This window comes from Burkholderia puraquae, from assembly GCF_002099195.1.
Classification (GTDB): domain Bacteria; phylum Pseudomonadota; class Gammaproteobacteria; order Burkholderiales; family Burkholderiaceae; genus Burkholderia; species Burkholderia puraquae.
Window position 1 is genome coordinate 659,431 of sequence record NZ_NBYX01000001.1, and the last position, 18,124, is coordinate 677,554.

General features: G+C 67.7%; 16 protein-coding genes and 1 pseudogene. 10 read left to right on the plus strand and 7 right to left on the minus strand.

All coding sequences use genetic code 11. From position 1 onward, the window contains the following. Nucleotides 1-221 precede the first annotated feature (221 nt). Nucleotides 222-1,364: a porin gene (locus B7G54_RS02965; protein ID WP_085037675.1), complete on the plus strand. Its 1,143-nt coding sequence runs from the start codon at nucleotides 222-224 to the stop codon at nucleotides 1,362-1,364. Nucleotides 1,365-1,580: 216 nt separating this feature from the next. Further along, on the plus strand, nucleotides 1,581-1,883 hold the full coding sequence (locus B7G54_RS02970) for a DUF4148 domain-containing protein (protein WP_085037676.1): 303 nt from the start codon (nucleotides 1,581-1,583) through the stop codon (nucleotides 1,881-1,883). A gap of 125 nt (nucleotides 1,884-2,008) precedes the next feature. Here the strand turns inward: B7G54_RS02970 and B7G54_RS02975 are convergent, their stop codons facing one another. Continuing rightward, the gene (locus B7G54_RS02975; protein WP_027791525.1) at nucleotides 2,009-2,956 is read right to left on the minus strand and encodes a LysR family transcriptional regulator; all 948 of its coding nucleotides are present in this window, start codon (nucleotides 2,954-2,956) and stop codon (nucleotides 2,009-2,011) included. A 199-nt stretch (nucleotides 2,957-3,155) separates the two neighbouring features. Between B7G54_RS02975 and B7G54_RS02980 the strand changes: the two genes are divergently transcribed. Together B7G54_RS02980 and B7G54_RS02985 are read left to right on the plus strand one after the other, a co-directional pair. After that, a complete protein-coding gene (locus tag B7G54_RS02980; RefSeq protein ID WP_085037677.1) occupies nucleotides 3,156-5,339 on the plus strand; it encodes an FUSC family protein in 2,184 nt (727 codons plus the stop codon). A 137-nt stretch (nucleotides 5,340-5,476) separates the two neighbouring features. After that, complete coding sequence (locus tag B7G54_RS02985; protein WP_047903348.1) at nucleotides 5,477-5,689, plus strand: hypothetical protein; 213 nt, start codon at nucleotides 5,477-5,479, stop codon at nucleotides 5,687-5,689. 129 nt (nucleotides 5,690-5,818) lie between these two features. Here B7G54_RS02985 and B7G54_RS02990 read toward each other — a convergent pair whose 3' ends face one another. Together B7G54_RS02990 and B7G54_RS02995 are read right to left on the minus strand one after the other, a co-directional pair. After that, nucleotides 5,819-6,928 carry a P1 family peptidase gene (locus B7G54_RS02990; RefSeq protein WP_085037678.1) on the minus strand — a complete coding sequence of 370 codons (1,110 nt, stop codon included), beginning with the start codon at nucleotides 6,926-6,928 and terminating at the stop codon, nucleotides 5,819-5,821. A 101-nt stretch (nucleotides 6,929-7,029) separates the two neighbouring features. Beyond that, nucleotides 7,030-8,436 (minus strand): APC family permease, encoded by a 1,407-nt coding sequence (locus tag B7G54_RS02995; protein ID WP_085037952.1) that lies wholly within the window; start codon nucleotides 8,434-8,436, stop codon nucleotides 7,030-7,032. A gap of 141 nt (nucleotides 8,437-8,577) precedes the next feature. On the opposite strand from B7G54_RS02995, the gene B7G54_RS03000 reads away from it, so the two are divergent. Both B7G54_RS03000 and B7G54_RS03005 read left to right on the plus strand, forming a co-directional pair. After that, on the plus strand, nucleotides 8,578-9,378 hold the full coding sequence (locus B7G54_RS03000) for a helix-turn-helix transcriptional regulator (protein ID WP_085037679.1): 801 nt from the start codon (nucleotides 8,578-8,580) through the stop codon (nucleotides 9,376-9,378). Between the two features lie 138 nt (nucleotides 9,379-9,516). Next, nucleotides 9,517-9,900, plus strand: coding sequence for a hypothetical protein (locus tag B7G54_RS03005; protein ID WP_085037680.1), 384 nt, complete (start codon nucleotides 9,517-9,519; stop codon nucleotides 9,898-9,900). A gap of 72 nt (nucleotides 9,901-9,972) precedes the next feature. Here the strand turns inward: B7G54_RS03005 and B7G54_RS03010 are convergent, their stop codons facing one another. Then, on the minus strand, nucleotides 9,973-10,278 hold the full coding sequence (locus B7G54_RS03010) for a panthothenate synthetase (protein ID WP_085037953.1): 306 nt from the start codon (nucleotides 10,276-10,278) through the stop codon (nucleotides 9,973-9,975). A gap of 233 nt (nucleotides 10,279-10,511) precedes the next feature. Further along, the gene (locus B7G54_RS03015) at nucleotides 10,512-11,942 is read right to left on the minus strand and encodes a cytochrome P450 (protein ID WP_085037954.1); all 1,431 of its coding nucleotides are present in this window, start codon (nucleotides 11,940-11,942) and stop codon (nucleotides 10,512-10,514) included. 87 nt (nucleotides 11,943-12,029) lie between these two features. Between B7G54_RS03015 and B7G54_RS03020 the strand changes: the two genes are divergently transcribed. From B7G54_RS03020 to B7G54_RS03030, 3 genes and pseudogenes are all read left to right on the plus strand, one after another. Continuing rightward, nucleotides 12,030-12,965, plus strand: coding sequence for a helix-turn-helix transcriptional regulator (locus tag B7G54_RS03020; RefSeq protein ID WP_085037681.1), 936 nt, complete (start codon nucleotides 12,030-12,032; stop codon nucleotides 12,963-12,965). A 92-nt stretch (nucleotides 12,966-13,057) separates the two neighbouring features. Next, nucleotides 13,058-13,315, plus strand: a pseudogene (locus tag B7G54_RS03025) (EamA family transporter); the annotation flags it as partial. Between the two features lie 290 nt (nucleotides 13,316-13,605). Further along, nucleotides 13,606-13,980, plus strand: a complete 375-nt coding sequence (locus B7G54_RS03030; RefSeq protein WP_085037682.1) for a COG4315 family predicted lipoprotein — start codon at nucleotides 13,606-13,608, stop codon at nucleotides 13,978-13,980. Nucleotides 13,981-14,130: 150 nt separating this feature from the next. Here B7G54_RS03030 and B7G54_RS03035 read toward each other — a convergent pair whose 3' ends face one another. Both B7G54_RS03035 and aptA read right to left on the minus strand, forming a co-directional pair. Further along, complete coding sequence (locus B7G54_RS03035; protein ID WP_085037683.1) at nucleotides 14,131-15,648, minus strand: CoA-acylating methylmalonate-semialdehyde dehydrogenase; 1,518 nt, start codon at nucleotides 15,646-15,648, stop codon at nucleotides 14,131-14,133. 49 nt (nucleotides 15,649-15,697) lie between these two features. Continuing rightward, the gene (gene aptA / locus B7G54_RS03040; protein ID WP_085037684.1) at nucleotides 15,698-17,053 is read right to left on the minus strand and encodes an omega-aminotransferase AptA; all 1,356 of its coding nucleotides are present in this window, start codon (nucleotides 17,051-17,053) and stop codon (nucleotides 15,698-15,700) included. A 105-nt stretch (nucleotides 17,054-17,158) separates the two neighbouring features. Here aptA and B7G54_RS03045 point away from each other — a divergent pair, with 105 nt between their 5' ends. Further along, nucleotides 17,159-18,109, plus strand: a complete 951-nt coding sequence (locus B7G54_RS03045; protein WP_085037685.1) for a LysR family transcriptional regulator — start codon at nucleotides 17,159-17,161, stop codon at nucleotides 18,107-18,109. Nucleotides 18,110-18,124 lie beyond the last annotated feature (15 nt).

Genomic DNA, 18,124 nt, shown 5'->3' on the forward strand with positions numbered 1-18,124 from the left:
AGCAACGCGACAACCGGCCCGCACCGAACGGATGCCACCCGCGCGTGATCGGGCAAAAAACGCCGGCGTCAGGCGCACGTTGTGCGTCGTGTCAGTTTTGTGAAGGACTCTTGCGGGATCCGGAAAGGTGCGCTCGCGGCGCCTGGCGGCCTTGCGCGCGCGATGCATTCCTATACTTGCGCCGAACTTTCGTTCCCAGTCCCACACGCAGGAGCCTTGACTTGAAAAAGACCCTCATCGCCGGCGCATGCACCGCCGCACTGTTCGCCCCGCTCGCTCACGCACAGAGCTCGGTCACGCTGTACGGCCTGATCGACGCCGGCATCGTGTACACCAACAACGCCAATGGCGCGTCGCTGTGGCGCCTGAATAGCGGCACCGTCAACGGCAGCCGCGTCGGGTTTCGCGGCACCGAGGATCTCGGCGGCGGCCTGAAGGCGCTGTTCGTGCTCGAGAACGGCTTCAACGTGAACAACGGCGGGCTCGGGCAGGACGGCAAGCTGTTCGGCCGCCACGCGTATGTCGGCCTGAGCCAGAACGGCTACGGCACGCTGACGCTCGGCCGCCAGTACGACACGATGGTCGACTTCGTCGCACCGTTGTCGGCCACGGCCGGCGACTTCGGCGACGCGAGCTTCGCGCATCCGTTCGACAACGACAACCTGAACCACTCGCTGCGCATCAACAATGCGGTCAAGTACACGAGCGAGACCTATGCGGGCTTCAAGGTCGGCGCGATGTACGCGTTCTCGAACGCGACCAACTTCGGCGCGAACCGCGCATACAGCGTCGCGGCGAGCTACACGAACGGCCCGCTGAAGCTGGCCGGCGCGTACCTGCAGATGAACGGCACGAAGGGCTCGACGAGCGCGAGCGCCGGCGCGACCGATGCGGCCGAAGCAAAGAGCCTGAACCAGGGCGGCTGGTCGATCAGCTCGGACCGCATGCGTTCGTACGGCGGCGGCATCAGCTACGGGTTCGGCCCGGCTACCGTCGGCTTCGTCTATACGCGCTCGCAGTACGACAACACGGGCTCGTTCGGCTCGAACGGCCAGGTCGCGTTCAACAACTACGACGTGAACGTGCGCTATGCGGTGACGCCGGCCGTCAGCGTCGGCGCGGCCTACGTGTATACGGACGCCAGCGTGTCGAACCCGGACAGCAAGCACGGCACCGATCCGAAGTGGCACCAGGTCGACCTGCAGGCCGTCTACAAGCTGTCGCGCCGCACGGACGTCTACGCGGAAGCGATGTTCCAGCACGCGTCGGGCCGCGGTTACCAGGCGTTCATCAACGGCTCGGGCGGCGCATCGAGCACGGCAAACCAGGTCGTCGGCACGATCGGCATGCGCACGCGCTTCTGACCGGCGCGATGCATCCCCGCCCGCCGGCCACGAACCTGCGTTCGCACACGGGTTCGTTCGCCGCGGGCGGCTTGCACCAATGTTGTTCCTTCTGGAAGGCAGCCTGCCTGGAATCGGGGTTTTTACGCGCACGGGTGCTGCGTAGACTGCCAGCAAAGGTCAGGGTCACGCATCGCGCGTCGAACCGGCCGCCCACCCCGTACCCAGGAGAACCTCGTGAAATCGCTCGTCGTTACCGCCGCCGCTGCCGTCCTGCTCGCTGCACCGGCCCTGTCTTTCGCCCAGTCGGCAAAGTCGCCCGTCACGCGCGCGCAAGTGCTGCAGGAGCTGATCGATCTCGAGTCGGTCGGCTACAACCCGGCGCGCGGCGAAGTCAACAACTATCCGGATGACATCATGGCGGCGCAGGAACGACTCCACGAAAAACGTCTCGCGGAGCAGAAGGCCGCACACACCGCATACGGCCCGGCCGGCGAACCGGCAACGGAATCGGGCGCGGCGGCCAAGCCCGCGCTGTGACGGCATGACGAAGCGCCCCGCCCGCGTGAACGATGTACTGCGGGCGCGGCGCGGGTTGCGTTCGCCTGCTTTGCTTGAAAAGAAGACGCCGACGGTGCGGCAGTGCGCCGATGCGCGTCCGCCGCTCAGGCCGCCTGCGGTTCGCGATCGATCGCGTTCAGCATCTCGACGTCGCGCGCGATCATCCCCGGCACCTGGGCACGCAGCATCTCGACCCAGGTCCGCACCTTTGCATCGACGAAGCGGCGCGACGGATACAGCGCGTACACGTTCATCTTCTGCAGGATATGCGCGGGCAGCACGCGGACGAGCGTGCCGTCGCGCAATGCGTCGATCGCCGAGTACAGCGGCAGCATGCCGATCCCGATGCCGTCGCGGATCGCGAGGGCGAGCGATTCGGCCGTATTGGTCTGCACCGGCCCCGCGACGTGGATCTGCTCGACGCCTTCGGGCCCTTCGAGCACCCATTCGTGCGTCGGGAACGCCGGCGTGCACAGCGTCAGGCACGCGTGCGCGGCGAGATCCTGCGGACGGGCCGGCGCGCCGTGGCGTTTCACATAGTCGGGCGACGCGCACAGGATGCTGAAGGTCGAGCCGAGCAGGTGCGACACGAGCTCCGAATCGGGCAGCGACGACGCGGTCACGACGGCCATGTCGCTCGTGCCGTCGAACAGGTCGGGCATGCGCTGCGACAGCGACAGTTCGATCGACACGTCCGGGAACTGCGCGTGATAGCGCGTCAGCGCGGGCAATACATAGTGATGGCCGACGCTCGCGAAGCTGTGCATGCGCAGCACGCCGGCCGGCCGTTCGTGCGCGCAGCTCGCCTCTTCTTCCGCGCGGTCGACGTCGGCGAGGATCTGGCGGCAGCGCCGCAGATAGCTTTCGCCGGCCGACGTGAGCGCGAGGCGGCGCGTCGAACGATTCATCAGACGGGTGCGCAGGCGCGCCTCGAGCTCCGACACTGCGCGCGACATCGCGCCCGTCGTCGAATTCAGCGATTGCGCGGCGGCGGTGAAACTGCCTGTCTCGACGACGCGCGAAAACACCCGCATGTTTTGTAGGGTATCCATTCCTGTGAGCGACCTGTAGCGGAGCCGCTATTTTCCTCCACGGGATGCGACAGATTGTTACTCCGGCTGCAACTATCGTTTCCCCGCAGCTGCGTTAATGCGCAGGCGCCGCACTCCTACAATCGGCGCCTCACCAGTCGAACGGACCCGTTCGGACGCGCCGCGCACCCTGCCGGCCCCGTACCGGCCCCCTCTTTTCATGAAGCCACCACCTGCGATCGAGCGTCCTTCCATCGAACCGGCACGATGGAGAACATGGCTCGATCCGCTCGGCGACGCGGCGCGCGACTGGGCCGCGAGCGACGGGCTGATCTGGCTGCACCTCGCGAAAACCGTGTTCGCGGCGCTCCTCGCGATGGGCATCGCGATGCGCCTGGAGATGTCGCAGCCGCGCACGGCGATGACGACCGTGTTCGTGCTGATGCAGCCGCTGTCGGGGATGGTGTTCGCCAAGAGTTTCTATCGCGTGCTCGGCACGGCGGCCGGCCTCGTCGCCGCGCTCGCGCTCGGCGGGCTGTTCGCGCAGCAGCCCGAGCTGTACATGGCCGGCATCACGCTATGGATCGGCACCTGCATCGCGCTCGCGGTGCGCAACCGCCACTTCCGCTGGTACGGCTTCGTGCTCGCCGGCTACACGGCCGCGCTGATCGGCCTGCCGTCCGTGATGACCCCGCAGACGCTGTTCCAGTCCGCGCTCACCCGTGCCGCGGAAGTCGCGCTCGGCATCGCGTGCTCGGGCGCGGTCAGCGCGCTGATCCTGCCGCTCAGCTCCGCGAAGGCGCTGATGCGTTCGCTGGGCACCCGCCATGCGACGTTCGCGGCGTTCACGGCCGGCGCGCTCGCGGGCGACGTCGCACGCGGCGATTTCGAGCGGCGTTTCGCCGATTTCGTCGACGACATCGTCGGCTTCGAGGCCAACCGCGCATTCGCGTCGTTCGAGGATCCGCACATTCGCGCGCGCAGCCGCCGCCTCGCACGGCTGAACAGCGAGTTCATGAACGCGTGCACGCGGCTGCACGCGCTGCACCAGCTCGTCAAGCGGCTGCGCGCCAATGGCTCGGACGCGGTGCTCGATGCGCTGGCGCCGCACGTCGATGCGCTCGCGCAACGCTTCGCCGCGCTGCGCGACGAGCGGCAGCGCGGCCTTGCGCCGGCCACCGGCGCACTGCTCGAACTGCGCCGTTTCCACAGCGCGTTGCCGAAAGCCGCGCGCGCCTCGCGGCGAAACATCGAGGCGCATGCGGCCGGCGGCCTGCTCGATTTCGATACCGCGATCGAGCTGCTGTACCGCTTCATCGGCGAATATCTCGGCTATGCCGACACCTATGCGTCGCTCGACCAGGACGATCACGCGTTCGAACGCTCGGTCACGCATTACGCGGTGAAAACCAACGCATTCTTCGTCGGCTTCGCGTTCCTGCGTACGGTCGTCGCCGTCGGCGCGATGAGCGCGTTCTGGCTTGCCTCCGAATGGCCGAGCGGCCCGCTCGCCGTGATCGCCACCGCGATCGCGTGCGCGCTCAGCTCGACGTCGCCGCGCGCGCCGAAGTTCGTCGCGCAGATGAGTGTCGGCGCGGCGTTCGCGACCGCCGTCGGCTACCTGTTCCTGTGCTACGTGTATCCGAACATCGACGGCTTTCCGCTGCTGTGCGCCGCGCTCGCGCCGGTGCTCGGCCTCGGCGCGTTTCTCGCGATGCGGCCGGGCTTGTCCGGCTACGGGATCGGTTTCGCGGTATTTTTCTGCCTGCTCGCGGGGCCCGACAACGCGATTGCATATACGCCCGAGGTGCTGATCAACAACGGCCTCGCCATCGTCATCGCGATGCTCGCGTGCGCGCTCGTGTTCGCGGTCGTGTTCCCCACCCACATGCCGTGGCTCACGGGCCGCATCGCGCACGACCTGCGCCGCCAGGTCACGCTGGCGTGCGAAGGCGCGCCGGACCGCCTTGCGCAGCGCTTCCAGTCGAGCACGCACGACCTGATGGCGCAACTGCGCACGCTGCTCGTGAAACGCACGCGGCAGCATCGCGACGCGCTGCGCTGGATGCTGTCGACGCTCGAGGTGGGTCACGCGGTGATCGACCTGCGCGACGAACTGAACGCGTTCTGTGCATCGAAACCGCCGCAAACGCTGCGCTGGACCGATTCGATCGACGCGGTGCTGCGCGAGCTGCCGCGCTTCTTCGACGATCCGACGCCCGGCCATCACGCGCGCACGCTGAAATCGGTGAATCTCGCGATCCGCGCGGCCCAGCATACGCTGCAGGCGTGGTACGCGGTGCCCAACGAGCGGCACCGCATGCAGCGCATCGTCGGCTGCCTGCACTTCATGCGCAGCGCGCTGCTGGACAAGGATGCGCCGTTCAACCGGCATCGCCACTGACGATCGATGCACGCACAACGGGATCCTTGTTCCGGATGGAAATAAGCTCTACAGCCGCGGTGATTAATCTTTAAGCAGTGCGAGCCTATAGTTTCCTCACTGCCAGCGAGACTGGCACTCACCCAGGAGAAACCAAAATGAAGCCGCTGCACCTCGCCCTCGTTGCCCTGTCGCTCACCGCTGCTGTTGCTCACGCACAGCCGGCACCGGCAGACGTCGCACAGCAACAGGCGAACCGCGCTGAAGCCGTGAAGGCCGCAGGCCGCGTCGATCGTGCGCAATCGAAGCAGGAAGACCCGAACGCCTGTGTCGGCCCCGTCAGCTTCTGCAACATCTACTTCGGCAGCTGAGCATGACGCCGCGTCGTCACGGCCAGGCCCGCACCGCCCGCCTTGCATGCGCGGACGAGCGGCGGCCCGGCCGATCGCCGCACCGCCGCTCCCCCCCACGCCGCTTCGATTGAAGCGGCGCATGCCGTTTCAGGCGCCGCGCCCCGGCCGCCAGCCCACCTCGCGCAACGCATCCAGCAAGCGCGCCTGCCCCAGCCCTTCGACCCGCGCCCCGCGCGACTCGACGTCGCCGCCCGCGACGAGCGCATTCACGATCGCTTCCTCCACCGCTTCCGCCGCCGCGACGAACAGCGCGGAAATATGGTCGTTGTTGACCATCGTCACGCCCGTGGTCGGCACGCCCTTGCTGCCGTAGTTCGCCGCCGGCAGGCCGTCGTTGCCCGTTGCGAACGCAAGGAAGATGTCGCCGCTCGAATCCTCCGTACCGCCACCGGCGCGCGCGAGCCCGATACTTGCACGCTGCGCAAGACGCGTGCATTGATGCGGCAGCAACGGCGCATCGGTCGCGATCGTCACGACGATCGAGCCCATCCCGGCCTCGCCTTGCGCGTCCGGCGCGCGGAACGGCGAAGGCACGTGCCGCAGCATTTCGCCCACCGGGTAACCGGCCACGCGCAGCATCTCGCGCACGCCGTAGTTCGCCTGCACGAGCGCGCCGACGGTCCAGCCGCCCGCATCGGCCGCGAGCACGCGCGATGCGGTGCCGATGCCGCCCTTGAACTCGTGGCAGATCATCCCCGTGCCGCCGCCCACGCCGCCTTCGGCAACCGGCCCCGACTGCGCGGCGGCCAGCGCGCGCTGCACGTGCGCGGCGTTCACGTGCTGCCCCCAGATGTCGTTCAGCAGCCCGTCGTAGGTTTCCATCACGACCGGCATGCACCAGTACACGCGGCCGGCCGCCGCCTCGCGCTCGTTCGCGACGAGCGCATCGCGCACCGCACCGACGCTGTGCGTGTTCGTATAGGCAATCGGCGTGGTCAGCAGGCCGGCCTCGCGGATCCATTCGAGCCCCGTCGCATCGCCGTTGCCGTTCAGCACGTGCACGCCCGCGAAACACGGCGAATCGTGCGCGGCACCCGCGCGCGGCTCGATGACGGTGACGCCGGTGCGGATCGATGCGTCGCCGTTCTCGACGTTCAGCGTGCAATGTCCGACCCGCACACCCGGAACGTCCGTGATCGCGTTGAAGCGGCCCGGTGTGCCGAGTCCGATGCGGATGCCGAGATCCCTCGTGCGCATGATGCAATTCCTCCAGTCTTTCAATGGTTCGGTGTTTCGGTGTTTCGGTGTTTCGGTGTTTCGGTGTTTCGGTGTTTCGGTGTTGCAAGGTAATCCAGCGCTCAGAGCGTGCGGAATGCTTCGCTGTGGCGCGCCCAGACCCCATACATCGCGAGCGCGGCGATCAGCAGCCCGGCGATGATGATCAGGTCGGTCGGTTTCGTGGCCGTCGCCAGCGTCGTGTAGAGCGTGTACGCTGCGCCCGCCACCGCGACGAGCGGCGTCACGGGCCACAACGGCATCCGGTAATGATGCTCGACGTCACGTCGCACGAACCGGCTCGCGAGCGCGGCCAGCCCGACGACCAGGTAGATCAGCAGCAGCAGGTCGACCGTGAACGCGGTCAGCTCGTCGAGGCTCGACACGAACACGAGCCCGGCCGACGGCACTGCGAGCGCGATCGTCGCAAGCCACGGCGATTCCAGCCGCGGATGGATCGTCGAAAATGCGCGGTTGCAGGTGCGCGACCAGAGCGCGTGCCGTCCGCTGCTGTACAGCAGGCGGCCCATCGTGATCACGATCGCGATGATCGCGTTGAACACCGACAGGAAGATCCCGCCGCTGACCACGCGCGACACGGCCGGGTTGCTCAGCGAACGCACGACATAGCCGATCGGGTCGGCACTCTTCGTCATCTCCGTCAGCGACGGCGCACCGAGCACGATCGCAGTGAGCGGAATCAATTCGACGACGAGGATCACGAGCAGAGAATAAATCACCGCCTTCGCGACGTTGCGGTTGCCGCCGCGCAGGTCTTCCGCGAGATAGGCGGCCGAGCCGAAGCCGTTGTAGCAGAAGATCGCCGTGCCGATCGCCGGGACGATCGCAGCCAGCGTCGCCGGCACGAGCGCGTTGCCGCTCGCGACGACCGGCGCGATCAGCGCGTCGGCACCACGATGCGGCGAACCGAAGCCGAGGCCCGCGATCAGCATCAGCACGCCGATCTCGACGACCAGGAACGCGCCCGTGATCCACGCGTTCGTCTTGATGTTCAGCATGCCGAGCAGGTAGCTGAGCAGCACGATCGTCAGCGCGACCGACTGGTTGCCGAAGTGCGTGCCGAGCGCGTTGTTCAGGTACGGCGCGGCGCCGCTCGCGAGCACGGCCGGGATGAACACGCTGACGGACAGCACCGTGATGAAGGTCAGGTAGCCCGGCAGCGTGCCGAACACGCGCTTGGCCATCACGTACTCGCCGCCCGCGCTGCGGTGCGCGGCGCTGAGCTCCGCATAGCAGAGCGCGAACGCCAGCGCGAGCACGCCGCCGAGCAGGAACGACAGCACGGCACCGCTGCCGGCCTGCTGGATCGCGAACGGCGCGATCACGAAGATCGAGCTCGCGGGCGTCACGCCCGATACGGTGATCATCACCGCATCGCGCACGCTGAGCGTCTGCGACAGCGCGCGCGGCGCGTCTTCCGTGGCAGGCGCCGCTTGCAGCGTGCCCGTCGATTCCGACATCATCGCCATTTCGTTCTCCTGTGCTTGGACCAACCCTTTGCCACTTTTTTTTGAATGCCCATACTCGGGCCCGATTGATTGCGTGGCAGTCTAGGAAGCCAATTTCAGGACCGCTATTCCCCCTTCGTGTTACGCCCTTCCGGTGGTGGTATGGATCGTCTCTTTTCCGAAATCGCGATGCACCAGGCGCTTGGCCGCGCAATCGATCATCTCGGCCAGCCGCGCTTCTGGCGGTTCCTGGTGCTGCTGCTCAATGAAATGGTGCCGTTCGACAATGCGCTCGCGACCGCGATCGGCCCCGACGGCGTGCCGCTCGTGCTCGACGAATACGACACGGGCGGCACCGATGCCGCATCGCCCATGCCGCTCTACCTGAACGGCGTGTATCTGCTCGACCCGTTCCTGCAGGCCGCGCACGACGGGCTCGCCGACGGCTGTTACCGGCTCGAGGAAATCGCGCCCGACCTGTTCCGGCAGAGCGAATATTTCCTGAGCTACTTCCGCGACGCGGTCGGCGACGACGAGATCCAGATCCTCGTGCGGCCGAACGCCGACATGCTGCTGTCGCTGTCGCTCGGCGCGGGCACGCGCTTCGACGTCGAGCCGCTCGGCAAGCTGACGGCCGCGATGCCGTGGGTGCTCGCGGCGATCCGGCAGCACTGGCGGCTGGTGGGCGACGCGGCGCGCGCGACGCCCGATGCCGATCTCGGCGCGCGGGTCGAGCAGGCGCTCGCCCGCTTCGGCGCGGGCGTGCTGACCGATCGCGAGATGTCGATCGCGAGAATGGTGCTGCGCGGCAATTCGTCGAAGGCGATTGCCGAGCGGCTCGCGATATCACCCGAAACGGTGAAGGTGCACCGGCGGCACCTGTACGCGAAGCTCGGGATTTCGTCGCAGCCCGAGCTGTTCTCGCGCTTCATCCAGGCGCTGGGGGAAGACGCGGCCGGATGACTGCTTCGATGCCGACGGATGGCAACCGGCGTGGAATCGGGCACACTCCGTGAAGTGCGGCATGCCGTGGTCATCCGGTGATGCCGATGCGGATGCGCCGTCGACAACACGATTGCCCGAAAACAGGAATCCCGATTCATGTCGCTCATTCCGATCATGGGACTTGGCTGGCTGTTTCTGTGCGCGATCAGCGCCGCATCGCTCGTGATCGTGCCGCCCGTGGTGCTGGTCGCCTGCCTGATGGGGAAAGACGCCTGGTCGATCCTGACCCGCGGCCGTCTGCAGTTCGCGTTCCTGGCCTACCTGGGTTCCGCGCCGGTGCCGGCGGTCTTCACGTTCCTGCTGGAAGCCGGCGCCACGGCCGGGAATGCCGGCGGCGTGGCGTCCGACAGCCTGCTGCAATGGAACGAACGGTTCTTTTTCGTATTCGTCGCCGCGGCGGCACTGAGCGGCCTGCTGTTGCTCTTGCGGCCGAAAGACACGAAAGCGGCGAACGCCGAACCGTCGCAGCCTACGCGATAGCCGGCACGCGCACGCCGCGCCATGCCGCCTGCCCGGTTCTCGAGCAGGGGCACGGTCATGCGCAGCGTCCCGCTACTGCCACTTCGCGCCGAGCTGCGCGAGCCCGGCATTCCGGAGATCGTCCGGCAACATCACCACGCGAAACTCGCAGTCCGCATTCAGCATCAGGAACCACGGCTCCGCGAGCGCCGGGATCTGCGACGGTTCATTCACGTCGACGATCACGACCGCCCCGCGCCCGCCGTTCTGCTCCGTGAAATACACGGCCTCCGGCTTGACCGCTTCGAGTATTCGCCCGATCACGTCGCCGACGCTGCCGTCGCGCACCAGCGTGTTGAACGGCTCGTGAGGGATTCGTATGTTGAGAAGCATGCGCATGACCATCCTCCTTGGGCTCCGCCCGGCCTGGGCCCTTCAAGCATAGGTGCTGCGCGATGCCGCGCCAGTGCGCGCCGAAAGCGGTAGCCGGCACGCATTCACTTTCCGACGATTCGATGACACCGCATCGCGCGAACGGCAATCATTCACGACACGCGAGTCCGGCGAGCATGCCGTCGCGTTCGGTGCCCTCGTCGAACCGGCGCCCCGCTCGCCGGTCCCCGCCGCACGCATCACTCGGTACCGCCGGCCGCGGCGGGCGCGATCGCGAGATGCAGCGGCCGCTCCGGCCGCAGCGTCACATTCAGCACCGGCCGCGGCGGCTTCATGCCGGGCGGCGCCGACAATGCGTAGCGCTGCAGGATCATCGCGGCGACGACCGTCATTTCCGTCATCGCCAGATGCTGCCCGAGACACACGCGCGGGCCCGTGCCGAACGGCATGTAGCTTCCGCGCGGCGCAGCCGGCGCGTCGTCCGCAAAACGCTCGGGACGAAACACGTCGGGCTCCGCAAACCATCGCGCATCGCGCTGCATGAGTTGCAGCGGCAGCATGAACAGCGTCCGCGCGGGAAACTGCCACGGCCCCAGCACGATCGGCCGGGACGCCCGGCGGCTGATCAGGATCGGCGCGGACGGATACAGGCGCAGCGTTTCCTCGAGCGTGTGCGTCAGGTAACGCAACGACGATCGCGTGTCGGTGGACGGCGCGCGACCACCCAGCACGCGCGCCACCTCGTCGCGTGCGGCGGCCTGCGCCGCCGGATGCGACGCCATGCACCAGGCCCACCAGGTCAGCGCGCCGGCCGTCGTCTCATGGCCCGCGAGGAACGCCGTCATGCATTCGTCGTGCACGGCCTGCAGCGGCCAGCGCCGCGCGTCGTCCCGATGCAGCCGCAACAGGCGCGACAGCAGATCGTCGGGCCACGCGTGCGTCGGCAGGTCGAGACGCGCATGCAGTTGCCGGTCGACCAGCCCGTTCAGCACGGCCATCGCCCGCGCCTTGCCACGCTTCCACGGCATCCAGTCCGGCGTGCTCGCGGGCCAGTAGAAATCGGCGTTGGCTGCCGCGCTCACCGCGCGCACGGCTTCCTCAGCGGCACGCGCATCGTCGCCGATCGCGTCGGAGAACATCGTACGCATGATCACGTCCATCGCCAGCGACGTCAGTGCACTTTCGATCGGCCAGTCCGGATCGCGCACGGGCCACTGCGCGAGCGCATGTCCGGCCGTCGCCGCGATCGACGGCACGAACGCCTGAACCGGTTTCGGCATGAAATTCGGCTGCAACGCCTGCCGCTTGTCGCGCCACGCGTCGCCTTCGGCGATCAGCACGCTATGGCCGTGGACCTCCGCAAACACCCGGACGGCTCGCTCCCAGCGCCCGAGCGCATCGTGATGCGTAACCAGGAGTTCGCGCACGAGCGCGGGATCGGTCACGGCCACCGCATGCTCGGGCCATATTCGCAAGTGCATGACATCACCGTATTCGCGCTGCCAGCCGGCCAGCGTGCCGAGCAGGTCGCGCGACATCGTGCGCAGCAGCCCCCAACCCGTCAGGCCGGCACGCGGCCCCGGCGGCCATACGCCGGGCGGGTGAAGCACGGGCGCCGAAGCCGGGGCGCCCGCATGGAATGGACATTGGGAAGTGGATCGCGTGTTCATGGGCCGGATTGTCCGCATCGGCGTGCCGGCGGTCTTGAACGCAAACGACATCGACACGCGTATGGCCGGTCCCTATACTCCGGCGTCATGTTCTCCGACCCGTCATCGATCTCGCCGTCGTGCCCCGATCCGCTGGCACGCGCCCCCCGCGCGCTGAGCGACGGGCGGTCGCCGCATGGGCGGCTGTACCCCGCGCCGGCTGCGCTGCAGGGTGCGGTGGTCGCGATCGTGTTGCACGACACGCGCGGGTTCGCGTTGAGCGACGCACAGCGGCTCTCGCATTTTCCAGCCACGCCGCTCGTGTGCGTGTCGTGGTATCGGGATCTCGACGTGGGCTTCGTCGAATCCACCGCCGACGGGCCTCGATGGCGCCCCTTCGGTGCCGCGGCGACGCTGTCGGGCAGCCATTCGGCCCCCACCGTGGCCTGGGCGCCGACGGGCGGAAGGATCGGCATGATCTGCTTCACCGCCGATGCGGCGCGGGCGCTGTTCGGCATCGCGCTGCCGGACCTCCACGACCGCGTGCTCGACGCGCACGCATGCCTCGGCCACGACTGGCACCCGCTGCTCGATGGCCTGCTCGGCGCGGAGCGCGATGCCGACGTGCTGGCGGCCATCGAACGTCATCTCGCGCCGCGCTGGCAGGCGCTTCGGCCCGCGACACCGCTGTCGACGCTCCGCAACGCAGGACGCAGTTGGGTCGAGCGCCTCGCGCTGCAGGCCCGCGAATGGCGGCACACCCACAGCCCGCGCCAGGTCGAACGGCGCATCAAGACCTACAGCGGCCGATCGCTGCGCGAATGGCAGACACTCGTCAGGACGGAAAGCGCGTTCTTCGCGGCGCGCGACCGGTTCGAAGCCGGTGCCGCGTTCAACTGGGCCACGCTAGCGCTGGACGAAGGGTTCGCCGACCAGGCGCACCTGAGCCGCGAGGTCAAGCGCATCACGGGTTTCTCGCCAAGCGAATTCACGCAACGCTTTATCGAGGACGAGTCGTTCTGGATGTATCGGCTGTGGGTGTGACGCGCCGCGTACGGCGCATTGCGCTGGCGTGCGGGATCGCTCGAGCGGATCGGCGCGACGTCGCGCGCCTGTTCGGCTCGCCAGCCAGCAGCCGCGCGCCGCTGACGTGGCAGGCCGTCGCGTCGATGCTCTACCTCGGCGCGATCGGCACGGTGGCCGCGTTCGTCTGGTATTCGCAGGGAATCCGCGAACTCGGGCCGGCCCGCGCGGCCGTGTTCACCAACCTGGTACCGGTGTTCGGTGTGCTGCTGGCGGTCGCGCTGCTCGGCGAGCCGTTGTCGCCGTCGATGCTGGCTGGCGGTGCGCTCGTGATCGCGGGCGTCGCGCTGACCAACCGCGCGAGGCGCTGACGCACGGGCGCGACGCGCATTCCGGGGACGGATGTCAAATACCGGAGCAGCGCACGGCAGCGTCGCCGCGCCGTTGCGTGACGCCGACGCATGGCCGATACGCCCCCGATGTGCTCGCAGCCCCGCCAAAAACCGCCTATCGTGAATGGAGCGCTCCGTTCGCCGCCATTCGACCCTGCGTCGCTCGCACCGGCGGCGACGGCACCGCGTTCCGGCACCATTCATCGCGATCCTGGCGCACGCTCGCCCGTGCACGATCGCGGCCGCCCACCGGATTACAGGAGGCCCTCATGAAAGCCGCGCTGCTCGTCAGTTCCGCCCTGCTCGCCATGGCATCCGCCTCGGCGTCGGCTCAAGGCTCGATCACGAAAGTCGAAAACGGTTCGCTCGTCGCCGCAAACGGGATGACCGTCTATACCTTCGACAAGGACAAGGCCAACGCCGGCACCAGCGCGTGCACAGGCCAGTGCGAATCCTTCTGGCCGCCCTACAAGGCCAGCGCGACCGACGTTCCGGTCGGCCCCTACACGATCGTCAAGCGCGACGACGGCAGCCCGCAATGGGCGTACAAGGGCAAGCCGCTGTACTTCTTCTCGAAGGACATGAAACAGGGCGACCGCAACGGCGACAACTTCAAGGACATGTGGCACGTGGTCGCGCCGTAAGCGTCATTCCGCCGTCTTCCGCGCACGCAGCGCGGACGTGAAAAAGCCCGCGCGGATCGTCGATCCGGGCGGGCCTGCGGGCGATCGCGCCGGCCGCGTTGCATCGCCCGCCGTCAGGCGGGCGTGCAACGCATGCAGCCGGATGGCGACTCAGCGGCTCGACGGGAAGCTGAACACCGTCCCTTCGCGCACGCCGGCCGACGGCCAGCGCTGCGTGATCGTCTTGCGCTTCGTGTAGAACCGCACGGCGTCCGGGCCGTACGCGTGCAGGTCGCCGAACAGCGAACGCTTCCAGCCGCCGAACGAGTGGTACGCAACCGGCACCGGCAGCGGCACGTTGATGCCGACCATGCCGATCTGGATGTTGTCGCCGAAGTAGCGCGCGGCCTCGCCGTCGCGCGTGAACAGGCACGTGCCGTTGCCGTACTCGTGCGCGTCGATCAGCGCCATCGCCTCGTCGAGCGACTTCAGCCGGATCACGCCGAGCACGGGCCCGAAGATCTCGTGCTGGTAGATCGGCATGCCGGGCTTCACGTTGTCGAACAGGCACGGGCCGAGGTAATAGCCGCCGTCGTGGCCGTCGACCTTCACGCTGCGGCCGTCGACGACGAGCGTCGCCCCCGCTTCCACACCCGCTTCGACGAAGCCCGTCACCTTCTCGAAATGCTGCTTCGTGACGAGCGGGCCCATGTCGATGCCCGCGCCATTGCCCGGGCCGACCTTCATCTTCTCGATCTCGGCCTTCAGGCCCGCGACGACCTGGTCGCCCGTCTCGTCGCCGATCGCGACGACCAGCGGAATCGCCATGCAGCGCTCGCCGCACGAGCCGTACGCGGCGCCCATCAGCGCGTTCACCGCGTTGCCGATGTCGGCGTCGGGCATCACGACCGCGAAGTTCTTCGCGCCGCCGAGCGCCTGCACGCGCTTGCCGTGCGCGCAACCGGTCGAATAGATGTACTCGGCGATCGGCGTCGAGCCGACGAAGCTCACGGCCTTCACGCGCGGGTCGGTCAGGATCGTGTCGACCGCCTCCTTGTCGCCGTTCACGACGTTCAGCACGCCCGGCGGCAGGCCGGCTTCGAGCGCGAGCTCGGCCATGCGCAAAGTGGACGACGGCGTGCGCTCCGACGGCTTCAGCACGAACGTGTTGCCGCACGCGACGGCCATCGGCCACATCCACAGCGGCACCATCACCGGGAAGTTGAACGGCGTGATGCCGGCCGCGACGCCCAACGCCTGGAACTCGCTCCACGAGTCGATCGCGGGGCCGACGTTCTTGCTGTGCTCGCCCTTCAGCAGTTCGGGCACGTAGGTCGCGTATTCGACGTTCTCGATCCCGCGCTGCAGTTCGCCCATCGCATCGGCGAGCACCTTGCCGTGCTCGGCCGTGATCAGCGCGCACAGCTCGTCGGCGTGCTCCTCGAGCAGCGTCTTGAAGCGGCTCATCACGCGGGCACGCTTCAGCGGCGGCGTGTTGCGCCAGGCCGGGAACGCGGCCTGCGCGGACGCGATCGCGGCTTCGACGGTCAGCTTGTCGGCGAGCGCGACGCTCTTGTGCGATTCGCCGGTGGCCGGGTCGAACACCGGCTGGACGCGGCTGCCGCCGTCGACGCGCTTGCCGTCGATCAGGTGGCCAACGGTGGAGGTCACATTGCTGTCGTGTTTCATCGTTCAGGCTCTTTCGTGAATTCGGTTATCGCTCAGGGCAGAACGCGGCTCAGTCCACTTCGTTCAGCGCGTCGGACAGCGCGTTGACCAGGTTGTCGATCTCGCGCTTCTCCGAGATGAACGGGGGCGCCAGCTGGATCGTGTCGCCGCCGTAGCGCACGTAGAAACCCTTCGCCCAGCAGCGCATCGCGATCTCGTACGGGCGCCGTGCCGGCTCGCCCGGCAGCGCCGCGATCGTCAGGCCGGCTGCCAGCCCGTAGTTGCGGATGTCCGCGATGTGGCGCTGGCCCTTCAGCCCGTGCACGGCCGCTTCGAAATGCGGCGCGAGATCGCGCACGCGGGCCACCGCGTCTTCCTTCACGAGCAGGTCGAGCGCCGCGACGCCGGCCGCGCACGCGACCGGATGCGCCGAGTACGTATAGCCGTGCGGGAACTCGAGCATGTACTCGGGGCCGCCTGCGGCCATGAACGTATCGTAGATTTCCTTCGTCGCGATCACGCCGCCGAGCGGCTGCACGCCGTTCGTCACCTGCTTCGCGAAGTTCATGATGTCCGGCACCACGCCGAACGCGTCGGCGCCCGTCATCGCGCCGGCCCGGCCGAAGCCCGTGATGACTTCGTCGAAAATCAGCAGGATGTCGTGTGCGGTACAGATGTCGCGCAGGCGCTTCAGATAGCCCTTCGGCGGGATGACCACACCGGCCGAGCCGGAGAACGGCTCGACGATCACGGCCGCGATGTTCGATGCGTCGTGCAGCGCGATCAGGTCGAGCAGGCGGTCGGCCAGGTCGGCACCGTGCTCGGGCATCCCGCGCGAGAACTTGTTTTCCGCGAGTTGCGTGTGCGGCAGGAAATCGGCATCGAGACCCTGGCCGAACAGCTTGCGGTTCGCGCCGATCCCGCCGACCGAGATGCCGCCGAAGTTCACGCCGTGATAGCCCTTCTCGCGGCCGATCAGGCGCGTCTTCGTGCCCTTGCCCTTCGCACGCCAGTACGCGCGGGCCATTTTCAGCGAGGTGTCGGCCGCTTCCGAGCCCGAGCCCGTGAAGAACACGTAGTCGAGGCCGGCCGGCGTCAGGTCCTTGATCTTGTTGGCGAGCTCGAACGATTTCGGATGGCCGAACTGGAACGCCGGCGCGTAGTCGAGCTGCGCGACCTGGCGGCTCACGGCTTCGACGATTTCCGTGCGGCCGTGACCGAGGCCCGTGCACCAGAGGCCCGACAGGCCGTCGAAGATCTTGCGGCCTTCGCCGTCCGTGTAATACGCACCCTTGCCCGACACGATCATGCGCGGATCGGCCTTGAACTGGCGGTTGGCCGTGAACGGCATCCAGTGCGCGTCGAGCCATGCGGCGTCGGTACGGAGGTTGGTTTCGTCCTGCTGGGCGGTGGTGATGTCGGTCATGTCGGTCGGCGCGTTGCGCCCCTCCTCCTTATGTTGATATTGCGCATTGTCGGGAGGCCAATTAGTCTTTTGAATATCGCAATATCAATGTTCACTTGCGCATCTATGCAAGCAAAGAAACCGAAGAGTCGTGCGCTGCTCGGGCAGCTCAGCGACATGGATCTCCGCCTGCTGCGAGTCTTCAAGGGCGTCGTGCAGTGCGGCGGGATGGCGGCGGCCGAACTGGAACTGAATATCGGCATCTCGACGATCAGCCGGCACGTGAAGGATCTGGAAACGCGCCTCGGCCTCGTGCTGTGCCGGCGCGGCCGCGCGGGCTTCACGCTGACGCCCGAGGGCCAGACGGTGTACGAGGAGACGCTGCGGCTGCTCGCGTCGATGGAGGCATTTCGCAGCAGGATCGACGGCATTCACGACCGGATGGGCGGCGAACTGCACATCGCGGTATTCGACAAGACGGCCACCAACGCGAACGCGCGGCTCGGCGACGCGATCCGCCAGTTCGCCGACGAAGCGCCCGACGTCGCGCTGAACCTGCATGTCGCGTCGATCAACGAGGTCGAGCGCGGGATCATCGACGGCAGCTATCAGGTCGGGATCATTCCGGCGCACCGCAACTCGGGCAGCCTCGTGTATTCGGAACTGTTCGACGAACGGATGCTGCTCTACTGCGGCCGCCAGCATCCGCTCTACGATGCGCCGCACGGCAAGCTCACGTGGACGACGATCCGCAACCATGCATTCGCCGGCCTCGGCTTCCATTCGCCGAACATGGAGCTGAGCCATCGCGCGAAGCTCACGCGCAGCGCGACCGCGTCGGACCAGGAGTCGATCGCGACGCTGATCCTGTCCGGCCGCTATCTCGGCTTCCTGCCCGACCATTACGCGGAAAGTTTTGAAAACAAGGGGCTGATGCAGCCGATCGCGCCGCACCGGTTCAATTACCGGTGCCGGTTCGTGAGCCTGCTGCGGCGCTCGCCGCGGCCGTCGCGGGCCGCGCTGCTTTTCCAGTCGTGTCTGGAAGCCGCGCATGCAGCGGCGCGGCCGGCGGCGTAGCGACCGTCGCGGCTG

Excerpts from the sequence above, each read along its gene's own strand:
- B7G54_RS02985 (WP_047903348.1), top strand. The coding sequence starts at position 5,477 with ATGAAGCCGCTGCACCTCGCCCTCGTTGCCCTGTCGCTCACCGCTGCT.
- B7G54_RS02990 (WP_085037678.1), bottom strand. The coding sequence starts at position 6,928 with ATGCGCACGAGGGATCTCGGCATCCGCATCGGACTCGGCACACCGGGC.
- B7G54_RS03035 (WP_085037683.1), bottom strand. The coding sequence starts at position 15,648 with ATGAAACACGACAGCAATGTGACCTCCACCGTTGGCCACCTGATCGAC.
- B7G54_RS02980 (WP_085037677.1), top strand. The coding sequence starts at position 3,156 with ATGAAGCCACCACCTGCGATCGAGCGTCCTTCCATCGAACCGGCACGA.
- B7G54_RS03000 (WP_085037679.1), top strand. The coding sequence starts at position 8,578 with ATGGATCGTCTCTTTTCCGAAATCGCGATGCACCAGGCGCTTGGCCGC.
- B7G54_RS02995 (WP_085037952.1), bottom strand. The coding sequence starts at position 8,436 with ATGGCGATGATGTCGGAATCGACGGGCACGCTGCAAGCGGCGCCTGCC.
- B7G54_RS03045 (WP_085037685.1), top strand. The coding sequence starts at position 17,159 with ATGCAAGCAAAGAAACCGAAGAGTCGTGCGCTGCTCGGGCAGCTCAGC.
- B7G54_RS03020 (WP_085037681.1), top strand. The coding sequence starts at position 12,030 with ATGTTCTCCGACCCGTCATCGATCTCGCCGTCGTGCCCCGATCCGCTG.
- B7G54_RS03005 (WP_085037680.1), top strand. The coding sequence starts at position 9,517 with ATGTCGCTCATTCCGATCATGGGACTTGGCTGGCTGTTTCTGTGCGCG.
- B7G54_RS03015 (WP_085037954.1), bottom strand. The coding sequence starts at position 11,942 with ATGAACACGCGATCCACTTCCCAATGTCCATTCCATGCGGGCGCCCCG.
- B7G54_RS03010 (WP_085037953.1), bottom strand. The coding sequence starts at position 10,278 with ATGCGCATGCTTCTCAACATACGAATCCCTCACGAGCCGTTCAACACG.
- aptA (WP_085037684.1), bottom strand. The coding sequence starts at position 17,053 with ATGACCGACATCACCACCGCCCAGCAGGACGAAACCAACCTCCGTACC.
- B7G54_RS02975 (WP_027791525.1), bottom strand. The coding sequence starts at position 2,956 with ATGGATACCCTACAAAACATGCGGGTGTTTTCGCGCGTCGTCGAGACA.
- B7G54_RS03030 (WP_085037682.1), top strand. The coding sequence starts at position 13,606 with ATGAAAGCCGCGCTGCTCGTCAGTTCCGCCCTGCTCGCCATGGCATCC.